Below are 14,437 nucleotides of genomic sequence, written 5' to 3'. Positions count from 1 at the left end.
TCGCCTAAGAAAAGTTAATTAATGGAAGAAAATACTGCAAAATATTGGTTCTCTTGGTTTTATGAAAAGTGGGAGAAAAATGCTCCAGGTGAATTAATTGAAAAGGGTTTAACTCCGTCTCAGATTGCTGAGCGCTTCGTTAATGAAAACCATGATAGTTTTATTCAATTGTCAAAAAAAATTGATGAAAAAAATTACGATGCCTTAACAGAATTTATGAAACTCTCAGAGAGTGAATTACATATCTTGAAGTATTTTCTCAAGTTAGTAAAAATGAAAAATTTATAAGAAGTTATTAATAATTTCGAGGCTTTTTTCCCATAAATTTTTTCTTTCTTTTTTATTCATAGCGAAAGGAGAAGTAGGGGATAGTTTTGGATGACCTCTGAAATTAAATCTAGGACCATAATGATCACCGCCTCTTGCGTCTGGTGAAGTAGCTGCAAAAAGCTGAGGTAAAGCACCCATCTCAGCAGTTTGAAAAATAGGACTAAATAATTCCAATGAGAATGTTTCTAATGGTCCAGGGTTAGGTTTTTGAGCAGTAAAGAGATTTGTTTTTGCAATTCCTGGGTGAGCAGCTAAAGAAAGTATATTTTTGTGCTTTAAGTTCTCATTTAGTTCCAAAGCAAACATTACATTTGCCAATTTGCTATTGGAGTAAGATTCCCATTTGTTGTAATAGTTCTCGGCTTTCAGATTTTTCCAACCGACTTTGCCAAAAAATTGTGCTCCTGAAGTCACCGTAACTATTCTAGATTCTTCTTTTTTTTCAATAATTGGAAGTAGCTTGAGAGTCAAAAGCATGTGAGCTAGATGATTAACTGCAAATTGTATTTCATATCCTTGGGCACTAAGAGTTTTAGGCGGATGCATAATGCCTGCATTATTGATTAGTAAATCCAAATTTTCAAAATTATCAAAAATTTTGGACTGAACTTCAACAATATTTTTTAAATCTGACAAATCTAATTCTAAAGGTGTAAATAATCCTTCAGGATTAAGACCTTTAAGTTTTTTGATAGTTTGATTAGCTTTTTCAAGTGATCTACAAGCTATAACAACATGAGCATTTTTTTCTGCTAAAGCCTTTGCAGTGTAGTATCCAAGACCACTATTTGCACCAGTAATTAGCGCTATTTTGCCTGTAAGGTTTGGAATATTAGATGTTTCCCAGTTAGAGATTTTAGGTCTTGAAATAGTGGCAGTCATTAGTAATCCTGCAAATTGCTTTGGAATTTAACCAAAATTTAATTACTTTTCTACTGTAAATACTGGAAGTCACTATCGTGAGCTCTTATTGAAGGTACTATTTAATATTATTTTTCAATTGCATATTGCCATTCGTTATTTTGAGATAAACTTTTCTCCCTAAGTAACTGTAATTTCCTACTATTTATTTTTACAACTATCCCATTAGTTGGATATTTCGCAAATATTTTTCTCTCTAACCAATTTTTTTTATATATTTGGATTTCGCTTGTATGATTTGTGAAGTAACTGTCAGGGGTGCTGAAGCCACATTTTTTAAGATAGTTAAGGGTTTCGTATTGATTAAGTCTTCCATTAAGTATTTGGAAACAGCAAAAGCGGAGACTTTCTCCAATCCCTTTCTTATCATTGAGGTATTTTCTTGTAATTCTTTGGGAAATGCCGGCAACTTGGTTTGTAGCATATAGTTCACCTCTAATTTGAAAATCTCGTTTGATAGGAATATAATCGGGGACGTTTTTAATTTGTTTAATTTTGCTTGAGACATCAAATCCTTTTTTTGTAATAGCTTTATTAAACTTGCCATCTAGATATCTAATTGCAATAGCACAGCCATCAATTTTTGGTTGAATGCTTAATCTTGTTTTCGTTAACAAACTTTCCAAAAATTCTTTATAGTTTTCTTTGGCTAATTTTGGCAAAAGTTTATTATTTTTTTGATTAAAATAGTTAGGCTCTTGATCAACAGGAATAAAGAGCTTTTCAAGTTGCTTAAATGCATCATCGGAAATTATGCCTTCACCTATCCTGTATTGTTCATCTAGATACTTAACATCTCTCACTAATAAATTATTCATAATAATTTTGACAAATATTTAAAAATCTTTTAGAAAAAATCATTTAAATAAAGATTTGAAATTAAAATTAGATCTAAAAAGTAATTGACCACTAAATATCCTCCTACGCAGAGAGCAATTTAAGAGTATAAAATGTACTTATAAGACGTTTAAATTAAATACTTTAATCAAACATATTTACTCAAAAGTGAAATAGAAAATTTTAAGGATTAATTTAAAGCCAAATTTTTGAAATTCCCATCAATACAAAAAAAATTTTTTAAAGTTATGAGAAAATGTCATTTTTATTAAAAGCTCAAAATACCTGGGAAAATTTTGCGAAATACAAAATCAATGATTATGCAAAATTAAGAAATTTTGATTTTGGGCCAAATAACGAAAGTTCAGTTTCAAAATTATCGCCTTTCATTACTCATAGAATATTGTCGGAATATGAGCTGATTCATGATATTAAAAGTAAGTACAAAATCAAAAATTCAACTAAATTTGTTGAAGAAATATTTTGGAGAGTTTACTGGAAAGGGTGGATGGAAAATAGACCTAAAGTTTGGAGAAATTTTATTTCAGAAAACAATCTCGATTTTGATTATGAGTTATATGAAAGTGCAATTAATGGCAATACAGAATTAGATTATTTTAATTCTTGGGTACATGAATTAAAGCAGTACAACTATTTGCATAATCATACAAGAATGTGGTTTGCGAGTACTTGGATATTTAATTTAGGCCTCCCATGGCAATTAGGAGCAAAGTTTTTCTTTAAATATCTTTTTGATGGAGATGCTTCATCTAATCTCCTTAGCTGGAGATGGGTCGGGGGATTGCAAACGAAGGGAAAACAATATCTTTTTTCATCATCAAACCTCAGAAAGTTTTCAAATAATAGATTTAAAGTAGAAAAAATAAGTAATCAACAAATTTTTCTTGAAGAATCTAATCAAATACCATTTGAAGATGAGATTTATAAAAATGATATGGATCCTAAATCAGATAATCTGATTATGTTTGAAAATGATCTACACCTTGCAACCCTTAAAAATTTACTTCCAAGCTATAAAAAAGTATTTATTATCCTTTTAAAAAATGAACAAAGACAAATTAAATTGTCTGAATCTGTATTGAAATTTAAACAAGATTTGGTCTCTGAATTTTTAGAGCAATTTGATAATGTTGAACAGATTGATCCTTATTCTTTGGAAAATAATTTTAAAAATACTAACGAAATAGATATTATTTATCCTGGAGTGGGAGAAAATTATGATTTCATAACTGAGTTTAAAAATTTACACCAAAAAAAAATTTTTAATCTTGTGAGGGATGAAGATTTATTTGCTTGGAAATTTGCTAAAAGAGGGTTTTTTAAATTTAAAGAAAATATTCCAAAAATAAATCAGAGAATATTAGAAAATTTTTCAAAAAAATAATTTTTAACTTAGTTGAATTCCTAATCAGAAAAATAACCTCTTTGGCAAGTAAGTATAAATACTTATTTAGGTGCGACTTTTGCTCTTTAATCCACGATGGATACTGTGACTAGTTATTTTTACTTAAGGATAATTTTTTAATAGTGCTTTCAACAATTCTTACCAAGTCGTTCAGCAAAGATACTGCTTTATTAATTCTTAGAGTTATAACTGGAACTGTTCTTATACATCACGGTTATGAGAAATTAGCAAACATAGAAAATTTCGCTGATGCTTTTGTAAGACCATTACATCTCCCATTCCCAATATTTTTATCATATATAGCGGCATTCTCAGAAATAGGAGGTAGTTGGTTATTAATTATCGGCTTAGCAACAAGATTCGGAGCTTTGGCAATTGTTGGAACAATTTCTGTTGCTATATATCATGCACTTGTTACTTCAGGTTTTAATATTTTCTTACTAGAGCTTTTACTTTTATATTTCGCTTCAGCAACTTCAATTGCACTAACAGGTCCCGGTATTTTTTCCTTAGATGAAGTCATTATCAGAATTTTGAAATCAGAAGATGAAGAGGAAATCATTCCTTCAACAAATTCAAAAAAATCGAAAGCAGACGAAGTTAAAGAAGAAACAAGTAAAGGTGGCTTATTTCAATTTCTGCAGGCGAACATACTTTCAGATACTTCAAGCTAACTTTTTAGGATATAGGTTATTGATGAGCTCTAACCTTTTTCTATAACTGTTTCTCTTCTCAAGTTTTATCTTAATCGTTGCTTCACAAAGACTTATAAAAAGCCCTATAGCAGTTACCCAAGATAGAAAAATGAAAGGGTTTTCTGGAATTTCTGAGAAATTCATATAAATATTACTTCTTTTTTTAAACTGACTGATCACTATATGTATTTCAACCTAAATATACAATTTAGAAATATTTAAGGATTAATTTCAACTTTTTCCCATTTTTTAACCTTTTCCCAAAGATATCGTTTATGAACAGGCTGTTCTAATTTAAGAAGATCTACTGAATATATTTCAAAATTAAGAACCACAAAATTTTCTGACTTCGGTAGATTGGATAATCTTTCATGAGTAGTTTGGACTTTTGGGTTTATTTTCTCTCCAGGAGACCCCCAAAACCAAGAAGATTTTGATTTTTCTGATAATGAATCCCAATAATTTTTGTTATCACTTAATTCACGTATTTTTCCTTTAAATCTATATTGTGATTTGGTTTTCAAAAAGAACCATAATATTTCTGCATTAGGGTTGGATTTTAAATGCCCAATTTTTTCACTTCTTCTATCTGTGAAAATTATCATTGAACTATCTTTATGCCATCCTCTGAAAACAACTGTTCTTAATCTTGGCTCATTTTCTTCGCTGACTGTTGCAAGCTGTATCCATTTATTAGAGGGTGATTTGCCCTCTTTGTTTCTAGAAGATTTTAAATCTTGCCTCCAACTGGGTAAGTTGTTATCAGGCATTTAATTTAGGCAATATTAGACCACTTTTCTTTTTGTATTCTTCGAATGAATCATATTTTGAGAGCGATTTATCTTTTTTTATCATTCTTGGTAGAAAAACTATAGAGAAAAATATTGCAAGAATTACTAATGGAACGAAACTCATTGAGAGGATGGCGAATGATAGATAAATTAGTATTTCTCCTAAATAATTTGTATTTCTTATATTTTCGAAAAATCCTTCTTTAATTAGATCTTTTTTTAATTTAAGAGAAAAATATTTTTGGGCATCACTAGCAAAGTGTAGAAACACACCAATTATATTTATAGATACAGAAGCAGCTATTACAATATTTGGAACAGATTTCTCAGATGAGATAAGAATATAGGGAGCTACCCAGTAACTACCAAGGAAAATAAAACCAGTAACTGAAGTTAAAAAATTGATTTTTTCTTTAAAATAAGGATCTGGGAATATCTTTTCTTTTAAAAGCCAAAGTAATCCATAAGTACCATGCAGAGCTAAATAAACGTAGGGAGCGATCGTAAAATTATCAAAAAAAATCATAAGACCTATCACTACAAATGCAGTGAGACCCTTATGGAGATTAATTATTTGATTAAGTTTCATCTTTTTGAATAATCTAAAAAATGAAATTATTTTCTGTGGATCTAACCTAAGTCGTCAAAAGTTTTAATGGGCGATACTGGATTCGAACCAGTGGCCACTACCGTGTCGAGGTAGTGCTCTACCACTGAGCTAATCGCCCAAATTGAAGAAATTTTTTATTCCCCTTATAAGAAAATAGCAGGTTGCGTTTCATTTTCTAAGTAATTTAACTTTCCATCGTTCTCTTTTGGTTATTTCTAAATTTAAAATTTCAATAAATCCTTTATTTTCAAGTTCTAGTTTGTCGCCAATTTTTAGATTAATTGTTGGTTTATTAACTTTGCTTCCATTTAATCTGAGCATTCCATTTTCTATCCTTTCAATGATTTTGGTTCGTGATACCCTAAAGCCCGCTGAAGCTATAGCATCTAATCTTGTTGAGGCTTCTACTGTATTGACAAGTTTTTTTGATCTTCCAGAAGGTATTTGTAATTCATCTATACCTACTACATTAATTTTTACTTTTACGTCTCTTAAATAAAAAATCTTTTCATCTAGATGCTCAATATCTAAATTATCAATTATCCCTTGTGCTCCCCTATCGCCAATAGTCCATATATCCCCAACTTTTAATTGATTAACCCCATTTTTAATTAAGAGGGATCTAAAATCGTCTTGAGTAGCATTATCAAATAAAAAATTCCCATTAATTTTTATTCCTTGAGCTGGAAAATTACTTTTTAGCGCATCCTCCTCAGGAATATTATCCCCTCTAAAGCAAGCTATCCTAGATCTTTGAGAAGAGGAGAATCCACCATAAATAAAAAATTTGAAATCATTTAAATTTTCAAAATCTTTTAAAATCTCTTCGCAAACATAGGTTGAATTAAAACCAGTCCAATAAGTTTCCCAGTGTTTGTAAGCTAAGTTAGCAATATTTATTAATTCCTCAGTTTCTTTTTTGTAGTTTGAATTTATTAAGATTTCTTTTAAGTCAATCATTTAGCCTTCTAAAAAAATTATATCTTTTGCTTCTGATTGTTTTATCAAAGCCCAAGGTAATTCAGTTCCAATTTGATTTTCAAGTAGAACAAGCCATTTACCCTCTTTATTAAAATTAATGATTGATCTTAACTCTTTATTTCTATTAATGTTGATACTTGCAGAAGAGACAATGCTTCCTAAATATCCTGAACCCATTCCTAATACTCCTCCAATGAGAGATTCCCCGATGTTATTTAAACCAAGAAAGCTGAAGGTAGATAAATTTGTCATATTAGAAAAAGCTATTCCTGCTATAAACCCAAACGGCATTAGCCATCTGCTCATATCTTTTTGCCTGATCTTCCTATCAAGTTTAGGATTTAAGATTCTTATATCTTCAAAATTTTGAGATTTGAATAAGATATTTGCTTTCGCATTTAGCAATTCTGTTTCGTCTGATGATATTTTCTCACTTATTGGTGGGATCAAAATAGCTTCAGAGAGCATTACTGATTTTTCGTTGAAAACATCAAATAGCTGGATACATTTATTAATGTCTTCAAATATCACAATACTTTTAGTCAAATTTCAATCCTCAAATGTTTGTGTGTTATTCAAATTAATAAAATAAGATACATACACTATAGATTAAGTTAAAGTAAAAGATTAAAGAACCAATCTTAAATGACAAAAGTTCTCATTACAGATCCAATTGATCAAAAAGGAATCGATATTCTTTCACAAGTTGCTCAGGTTGATCACAAGATAGGGATCTCAGACTCTGAGTTAGCTTCCATTATTGGAGATTATGATGCCTTAATGATTCGCTCTGGTACTCAAGTGACCGAAGAAATTATTAACTCTTCAAGTAAACTGAGAATCATTGGGAGAGCAGGAGTTGGAGTCGATAATGTAGATGTTAAGGCTGCTACGCAAAAAGGAGTCCTTGTTGTTAATTCTCCAGGGGGTAACACAATAGCAGCGGCTGAACATACTATAGCTATGATGTTGGCCTTATCTAGGCATATTCCAATTGCTAATAGTAGTACTTTGTTAGGTAAATGGGAGAGAAAGAAATTCGTTGGGAATGAGCTTTATAAGAAAAAATTAGGTGTAGTAGGTTTAGGGAAAATTGGTGCTCATGTAGCAAAAGTTGCTAATGCATTAGGGATGGAAGTTTGCGGATATGATCCATTTGTTTCAACTGAAAGAGCTCAACAAATCCAAGTTAAACTATCTGATCTAGAAGATTTATTCCAACAATCCGATTATGTAACTTTGCATTTACCTCGCACACCAGAGACAGAGAATTTAGTCAATATGGATGTGCTTAAAAATATGAAAAGTAGCGCAAAATTAATTAATTGTGCTCGAGGAGGCTTGATTGATGAAGAGGCATTAGCACAAGCTTTAAATCAATCATTGATTGCAGGTGCTGCAATAGATGTTTTTTCTAAAGAACCTTTGGAATCTAATTCACCACTTTTGAAGGTTGAAAAGAATCTTATTCTTACCCCCCACTTAGGAGCATCTACTCGGGAAGCACAAGAAAATGTAGCTGTTGATGTTGCGGAACAAATAAGGGATGTCTTGCTTGGTTTATCTGCTAGAACTGCAGTAAATATTCCAGGTTTGAGCCCTGATATTATGGATAGTCTGAAACCTCATTTGCAGTTAGCTGAAACCATGGGTCTGCTTATAAGCCAGCTTTCAGGTGGACAGATACAGAAACTAGAAGTAAAGCTTCAAGGTGAATTTGTTCAACATCCTTCTCAGCCATTAATAATAGCTAGTCTAAAAGGCCTTCTAAGTAAAGCTTTGGGAGATAGGATTAATTATGTAAATGCTTCGCTAGAAGCAGATTCAAGAGGTATTTCAGTAGTCGAGAATAAAGATGAGGCAAGACCTGAATTTGCTAGTGGTTCGCTTCAGTTAACCACTTATGGAGATAACGGCGACCATAGCGTAGCGGGAAGCATTTTTGCTGATGGGGAATTAAGAATTATTAGTATTGATCAATACCCAGTTAATGTATCACCAAGCAGATATATGTTGGTTACTAGGCACAGGGATATGCCTGGTATTATTGGCAAGCTGGGGTCTTTATTAGGTAGCAATAATGTAAATATTGCCTCAATGCAAGTTGGGCGCAAAATTGTAAGAGGGGAAGCTGTTATGGTTCTAAGTATTGATGATCCAATACCTAATAAGTTACTTGATACCATTATTGAAGTGGATGGGATTACCAACGCTAATCCAGTTACTCTATGAAGTGGCTTTAACTAGTTAATGGAAACTAAAGATTGGTATAAACTAACTTTTCTGATAGAAAGTGATTCTGAAGAAATTATTATTTGGAAATTAAATGAGCTGGGAATATTTAGTTTTTCATTTGAATATTTAATTAAAAATGAAAATAAAAAAGAAGTTAATATATGGCTTCCAATTGATGATTGGGATGAGAGTTCTAGAAGTAGTTTTGAAAAAATAATTATCAAACTTTTAAACATTAATCCCCCTAAGAATAAATTTTTTGAATGGAGTATTATCAAACAGGAGGATTGGTTAACAAGTTGGAAGAAATATTGGGCTCCTGAATTAGTAGGAAATCATTTTTTAATATTGCCTTGTTGGATAAATCTAAATAAAAAATTTAAAGATAAACAAATCATAAAAATTGATCCCGGAGCAGCTTTTGGTACAGGAAGTCACCCTTCAACTTATCTTTGCTTGGAAAAAATGGAGAATATTTTATTTTCTGATAAAAAGGTATTAGATATTGGGAGCGGTAGCGGGATTTTGAGTGTCGCCGCAAGATTACTTGGTGCTAAAGAGGTTTGTGCCGTGGATAATGATTATTTAGCTATAAATTCAACAAAATCTAATTTCCAACTAAATTTCGGTAATTTAAACAAATTAAATACATATTTGGGATCTTTTAATGAGGTAATTTTAAAAAATCAACTCGAACAATTTGATTTTGTTTTATGCAATATTCTTGCTGAAGTAATAAAAGGAATGATTCCAAATATCTATAAGTGCTTGAGAAACAATGGGGAAGTCATTTTCAGTGGAATTCTGAATTCACAAAAGGATGAAATTATAAAAATATTAATTCAGCATGACTTGAAATTATTGGATGTATCAACTAGAAAAGATTGGGCATGCATTTCTGCGCAAAAAGCCAGCAATTCAACCTAAGTATAAGTTTTTCTTATAGATACTCTTTCATACATTTTATTGTGTCATTTTTTACTTCAAAATCTCACATATCGACCTAATCGATGTTAAAAATGTATTTGATAGGTATTAATTACCAACAATTTTTTATTTAAATGGCTTCTTACAAAGTTACTCTCATCAGCGAAGGTGAAGGTCTCAATTCAACTATTGAGGTACCTGATGACCAATACATCCTCGATGCGGCTGAAGAACAAGGTATTGACCTTCCTTACTCCTGCAGAGCTGGTGCATGTTCAACATGTGCTGGAAAAGTTACTTCAGGTAGTGTTGATCAGTCTGATCAAAGTTTCTTGGATGACGACCAACTAGAAGCTGGTTTTGTTCTTACTTGTGTTGCTTATCCAACATCTGACGTAACAATTACAACTCATGCTGAGGAAGAATTGTACTAATTATAAAAATTTAACTTTTCTAAGTTGATTATTGATAATTTCTCTGCCACCCTCTATGAAGGTGGCTTTTTTTTTGTGAATGGATAAATTTGAATTTTTCAAGACTGGCAGTGTTCAATCAAGTTATGGTGGTCAGTACAGTTATAAGGTAATTGGCCCATGTTGCAGACTTTATGATAGGGAAGAGTTACCATGGCCCTGCTCTAGGCTTGCTTGGAGAAGTAAGGAGCCTAGTTGGAGAAGAATAGGGTCTAGGTTCGTTGCTGATATGGCTTCAAGAAAATGTCCATCTTACTCAGTTCAGATTTTGGAGCCTGGATCAAAACCTGTTGAGACAGTAATAACTCTTTTTTCAAAGAAATTTTCTTCTGATATACAAGAATGGTGGTATAGCAAAAAACCAGGCTCAAAAGAACCTGGTAATATCTTCCCTTCTGAAATTGGTTAGCTTTAAATATTATGCTTTTGGCTTTGGTGGCATGTAACCTTTTAAGCCAGTGCATTCAAGACTATCAATTGTATTAACTCCAGTTTGTGAGTTAGTTCCACTAGCTCTTTCACATAATGATTTTCTCTGAGAAAGATCAAGATTTGCATCTGTAAAGTCTGCCCCATCAATAATTGCCCCATCAAAAACACTTTTCATTAGCTCGCCATTGGTAAGATTTGCATCTGTAAAATCGGCATTATCAAAGCGTGTTGCATATGCAATAAGGTCCGTCATATTGGCTCCTTTAAAACTAGAGTTTTTTGCAGTCGTCACACTCATATATGCACCTTGAAGATTAGCTTCTCCTAAATCTTGATTAGATAAATCATATTTAACATATTCAGTATTATGAAGGTCAGCACCGTGAAGATCATCTTTTAGAACGTCAACTGATGAAGGATCACTAGGATAGAGTGCATTTGCAGATATTGGATTAATAAGTAACCCAATAATTAATGGAAGAAAAATAAATAGTCTTTTACAAGACTTATGTAGTGATGAAAAAATAGAGACCATTTCGATCGACATCAAATAGAAAAACCTAAGACTATTATTTCATGGGTTGGTCATTTACAACGCTCCTGCTAACGAACTGTTGCAGTTTATTTTATTTCTGCCGTTAGAAAATCTTTGGCAAGGTAAGTATTTGGAAAAACTTTTTGAGCCTCTTTAAGCAAATCGCTTGGTGTAATTGCGTTTTTATTAGTATATCTTGGACTTAAATGAGTAATAATTAATTTTTTTGTGTTAGATAATAATGCTGTTTTGGCAGCCATGATTGTTGTGGAATGTAATTTTTCGTATGCCATACTTTCATCCTCCACTGAAAAAGTCGATTCATGTACGAGTAAATCGGCATTTTTTGATAGTGAAACAGCTGATTCGCTAAACACTGTATCTGTGCAATAAACAAAACTTTCACCTTTTCTAGGAGGTCCACAGAATTCTTTCCCATCGAATGTCCTACCATCCGCTAATACGACTTTTTTACCTTGTTGCAGTTCTGAATAAATTGGTCCAGGTGCTATTTTTAGAGACTCTGCTTTTTTGATATCAAATATACCTGGTTTATCTTTTTCACTCACCCTATAACCATAAGCAGGTATTTTATGTTTAAGGCAGGCACAATTTACTTTTATTTTGTTGTTTTCAAATAGGATTTTATTTTCTGATGCAAAATTTTCAACTTCCACAAAATTTAATGGAAAAGACAATTTGCAAAAACTACTTTTAAGTGATGAATTTATAAAACTTCGCAACCCTGAGGGACCGTAAATTTGAATACCCTCACTATTTCCTGATAAACCTAAGGTAGCTAAAAGTCCAGGCAAACCATAAATATGATCGCCATGCATATGAGTAATAAATATTTTCTTGATTTGTGAAGATTTAATATTGCTTTTCATTATTTGATGTTGCGTTCCTTCTCCGCAATCAAAAAGCCAAACTTCTGATGACTGTGATAATTTAAGTGCTAGGGAAGAAACATTTCTCGTTAAGGATGGGACACCTGAGCTTGTTCCTAAGAAGGTGATATTCACTTATTTATGATATTTTTATTGTTATATCTGGATTAAATTTAGACTTTTAGTCAAACTTAGGCAAATTAAGCATTTGTTTTTAAACAAAGTGATACTTAAATTTAAAAATAACTATAGAAAATGTTGCCTGATAAGTATTTTATTTATTTGTATTTTTCAGAGTGAAAGTGTTTTTGCATCCAGAGAACCAATCATTAGAGTTTTGATATCAAAAAATAACAATTTAAGGATCAGATCAGATAGATCAATTCCTTTAACAATAGAGGGTAAATTTTTTTCACGCAAAAGAATAAAAGGTCTAACTTTGAAAAATGAGAAAAATAAAAAAATTTTATATTTTGATAGAAATAAACAAAAAAAATATGACTTAAAAAGTAATCAAAAATTTCAAGTAAGTTCTTCCGATGGAAGAGGTATTTGGGTAGGTCAGAAGAGATTTGCTGGTAAGCTTAATCTCTTTGTACTTGATTCTGAAATATTGGTAGTAAATGTTTTAGGAATAGAAAAATACCTTAATAGCGTAGTGGGTTCAGAAATGCCAACAAAATGGCCTATTGAAGCATTAAAGGCACAAGCAATTGCCTCGAGAACTTATGCTTTAAAGCAAAAGGGAAATAATTTATTTGATATAGATTCAACTCAGAAAAATCAAGTCTATAATGGCTTGGAATCAAGAACTTATAAAACTATCAGAGCCGTTAAAAGTACAAGATCTTTGGTTTTAACTTATAAAAATAAATTAATTAATGCTTTGTTTCATAGCAGCTCAGGTGGAATGACAGAAAATAGTCAAGATGTATGGAAAAATAAATATCCATATTTATCAAGTGTGAAAGATTTTGATAAAAATAATCCAAAATTTAGATGGCAAAAAAAAATTTCGAGTAATGAATTAATAAATTTATTTCCAAAGATTGGAGGTTTAAAAAATATAGAGATTCTAGATATTACTAGTACAGGGAGGGTAAAAAATATAAAACTTATTGGGGCTTATGGTTCTGATCAAATATCTGGGGTAGATTTTAGAAAAAGAGTAGGCCTGAACAGTAATTTTATCAGATTTAAATTTTTTGAGGAAGAATTAAACAACAATACTCCTCAAAAGAAAGGGTTGATAGTTTTTGGACAAGGATCAGGTCATGGAGTCGGAATGAGTCAGTGGGGGGCTAAATATCTGGCGTCTAGAGGCCAAAAAGCTGAAAGAATATTAAAGCATTTTTATAAGGGTGTGCAGGTTAAACCTTTTAGAAAAGATTACCTATAGAAGTTATTTAGCATTAAGGACTAATTTTGGATTTATATTAGATTGCTCTTCATTTAAGAAACCTATCCCAAGCAGTATTTGTTTTTTATCTATTACTTTTATGGGTTTTTTGTAGTCAAAAGATTTATTTTCCTGAAAGTAATTAATATCAACTCTAATTGCTCTTCCTGTTTGCCAAAAATTGATTTGTTCTTCGGTACTTAAGACAAATGATGAAATGTGATTAAGAGCAGAAATTGTTGGAATAATGAAATTTTTCGAGTTTTTTTTATCTTTTTCGATATCAGATATTTTTATCGAGTTTTGTTCATCAAAGCCACAAGCTGAAATTCTTTTTAGCTGTAGAAGGCAACCCTCGGAATTAAGAATTTCTCCTAAATCTCTTGCAATTGCTCTTATGTATGTGCCAGCTGAACATTTAACTTTTATTTCTAATATTCCGTTTATTTGGTCCCATTTCATTAAAGTAAGTTCGTCTATTTTTACTTCTCTTGGTGCTAATTCAAAAACTTCATTCCTGAAAGATTTTTTATAAGCCCTCTCACCATTGATGTGCACACTAGATACTTTCGGCGGAATTTGTTTAATAATTCCCCTAAATCTATTTAAGTATTGATCTAATTTTTCATCACTGATTTTAGGCCAACTTTTTTGATTAATTATTTCTCCGTGAATATCATCAGTGTTAGTTCTTATCCCTAATTTAATTTGTCCTATGTAAGTTTTACCCTGAGGTAGATATTGAATAAATCTTGTTGCACTGCCTATCGCGATTGGTAATATTCCTATAACTTCTGGGTCAAGAGTTCCTGTGTGACCGACCTTTTTTGTATTTAGTAACTTCCTTATTTGTTTAACACAATCATGTGAAGTACATCCTTTATCTTTATTAATTACTAAGAATCCATCTTTAGTTTCCATTTTTAATATTAAGAATACTTTGAGAAAGATTTAT

Annotated in this window: 17 protein-coding genes and 1 tRNA gene; 8 read left to right on the top strand and 10 right to left on the bottom strand. The window is 31.4% G+C overall.

All coding sequences use genetic code 11. The annotated features are described in order from the left end of the window. Positions 1–21: 21 nt before the first annotated feature. Positions 22–288 carry a hypothetical protein gene (locus tag SIB45_RS00920; RefSeq protein WP_011863476.1) on the top strand — a complete coding sequence of 89 codons (267 nt, stop codon included), beginning with the start codon at positions 22–24 and terminating at the stop codon, positions 286–288. Here the strand turns inward: SIB45_RS00920 and SIB45_RS00915 are convergent. Next, entirely contained in the window at positions 283–1,212 is a 930-nt protein-coding gene (locus SIB45_RS00915; RefSeq protein WP_011863475.1) for an oxidoreductase, read from the bottom strand. The genes SIB45_RS00920 and SIB45_RS00915 overlap by 6 nt on opposite strands. 107 nt (positions 1,213–1,319) lie before the next feature. Then, positions 1,320–2,069 carry an NAD-dependent DNA ligase gene (locus SIB45_RS00910; RefSeq protein WP_011863474.1) on the bottom strand — a complete coding sequence of 250 codons (750 nt, stop codon included), beginning with the start codon at positions 2,067–2,069 and terminating at the stop codon, positions 1,320–1,322. A 275-nt stretch (positions 2,070–2,344) separates the two neighbouring features. Here SIB45_RS00910 and SIB45_RS00905 point away from each other — a divergent pair, with 275 nt between their 5' ends. After that, positions 2,345–3,493 (top strand): FAD-binding domain-containing protein, encoded by a 1,149-nt coding sequence (locus SIB45_RS00905; RefSeq protein WP_011863473.1) that lies wholly within the window; start codon positions 2,345–2,347, stop codon positions 3,491–3,493. 143 nt (positions 3,494–3,636) lie between these two features. Next, on the top strand, positions 3,637–4,188 hold the full coding sequence (locus SIB45_RS00900; protein WP_011863472.1) for a DoxX family protein: 552 nt from the start codon (positions 3,637–3,639) through the stop codon (positions 4,186–4,188). Positions 4,189–4,427: 239 nt separating this feature from the next. On the opposite strand, the gene SIB45_RS00895 is transcribed toward SIB45_RS00900, so the two are convergent. The 5 genes from SIB45_RS00895 to SIB45_RS00875 form a co-directional block, all read right to left on the bottom strand. Beyond that, the gene (locus SIB45_RS00895; protein WP_011863470.1) at positions 4,428–4,979 is read right to left on the bottom strand and encodes a pyridoxamine 5'-phosphate oxidase family protein; all 552 of its coding nucleotides are present in this window, start codon (positions 4,977–4,979) and stop codon (positions 4,428–4,430) included. Continuing rightward, positions 4,972–5,589: a DUF1295 domain-containing protein gene (locus SIB45_RS00890; protein WP_011863469.1), complete on the bottom strand. Its 618-nt coding sequence runs from the start codon at positions 5,587–5,589 to the stop codon at positions 4,972–4,974. Before SIB45_RS00890 ends, SIB45_RS00895 begins: the two co-directional genes overlap by 8 nt. A 67-nt stretch (positions 5,590–5,656) precedes the next feature. Then, positions 5,657–5,728 (bottom strand) — tRNA-Val (locus SIB45_RS00885). A gap of 50 nt (positions 5,729–5,778) precedes the next feature. Beyond that, on the bottom strand, positions 5,779–6,570 hold the full coding sequence (locus tag SIB45_RS00880) for a photosystem II S4 domain protein (protein WP_011863468.1): 792 nt from the start codon (positions 6,568–6,570) through the stop codon (positions 5,779–5,781). Next, on the bottom strand, positions 6,571–7,137 hold the full coding sequence (locus tag SIB45_RS00875; RefSeq protein WP_032520207.1) for a hypothetical protein: 567 nt from the start codon (positions 7,135–7,137) through the stop codon (positions 6,571–6,573). Between the two features lie 99 nt (positions 7,138–7,236). Here SIB45_RS00875 and serA point away from each other — a divergent pair, with 99 nt between their 5' ends. The 4 genes from serA to SIB45_RS00855 all read left to right on the top strand — a co-directional run bounded on the left by serA (position 7,237) and on the right by SIB45_RS00855 (position 10,635). Further along, positions 7,237–8,823 (top strand): phosphoglycerate dehydrogenase, encoded by a 1,587-nt coding sequence (serA, locus tag SIB45_RS00870; protein WP_011863466.1) that lies wholly within the window; start codon positions 7,237–7,239, stop codon positions 8,821–8,823. 18 nt (positions 8,824–8,841) lie between these two features. Continuing rightward, a complete protein-coding gene (prmA, locus tag SIB45_RS00865; RefSeq protein WP_011863465.1) occupies positions 8,842–9,753 on the top strand; it encodes a 50S ribosomal protein L11 methyltransferase in 912 nt (303 codons plus the stop codon). Between the two features lie 134 nt (positions 9,754–9,887). After that, positions 9,888–10,187: a ferredoxin gene (locus SIB45_RS00860; protein ID WP_011376994.1), complete on the top strand. Its 300-nt coding sequence runs from the start codon at positions 9,888–9,890 to the stop codon at positions 10,185–10,187. A gap of 79 nt (positions 10,188–10,266) precedes the next feature. Further along, a complete protein-coding gene (locus tag SIB45_RS00855; RefSeq protein ID WP_011863464.1) occupies positions 10,267–10,635 on the top strand; it encodes a hypothetical protein in 369 nt (122 codons plus the stop codon). Positions 10,636–10,644: 9 nt separating this feature from the next. On the opposite strand, the gene SIB45_RS00850 is transcribed toward SIB45_RS00855, so the two are convergent. Both SIB45_RS00850 and rnz read right to left on the bottom strand, forming a co-directional pair. Continuing rightward, positions 10,645–11,205, bottom strand: a complete 561-nt coding sequence (locus SIB45_RS00850) for a pentapeptide repeat-containing protein (RefSeq protein WP_011863463.1) — start codon at positions 11,203–11,205, stop codon at positions 10,645–10,647. A 74-nt stretch (positions 11,206–11,279) separates the two neighbouring features. Continuing rightward, on the bottom strand, positions 11,280–12,218 hold the full coding sequence (gene rnz / locus SIB45_RS00845; protein ID WP_011863462.1) for a ribonuclease Z: 939 nt from the start codon (positions 12,216–12,218) through the stop codon (positions 11,280–11,282). Positions 12,219–12,306: 88 nt separating this feature from the next. Between rnz and SIB45_RS00840 the strand changes: the two genes are divergently transcribed. Then, a complete protein-coding gene (locus SIB45_RS00840) occupies positions 12,307–13,482 on the top strand; it encodes a SpoIID/LytB domain-containing protein (RefSeq protein WP_011863461.1) in 1,176 nt (391 codons plus the stop codon). 3 nt (positions 13,483–13,485) lie between these two features. On the opposite strand, the gene truB is transcribed toward SIB45_RS00840, so the two are convergent. Next, a complete protein-coding gene (gene truB / locus SIB45_RS00835) occupies positions 13,486–14,403 on the bottom strand; it encodes a tRNA pseudouridine(55) synthase TruB (RefSeq protein ID WP_011863460.1) in 918 nt (305 codons plus the stop codon). Positions 14,404–14,437 lie beyond the last annotated feature (34 nt).

Source organism: Prochlorococcus sp. MIT 1304 (genome assembly GCF_047305015.1).
GTDB classification, from domain to species: Bacteria; Cyanobacteriota; Cyanobacteriia; order PCC-6307; family Cyanobiaceae; genus Prochlorococcus_A; species Prochlorococcus_A marinus_E.
Note: the sequence above shows the minus strand (reverse complement) of the source record. Positions and strands in the feature narration are given on the sequence as shown.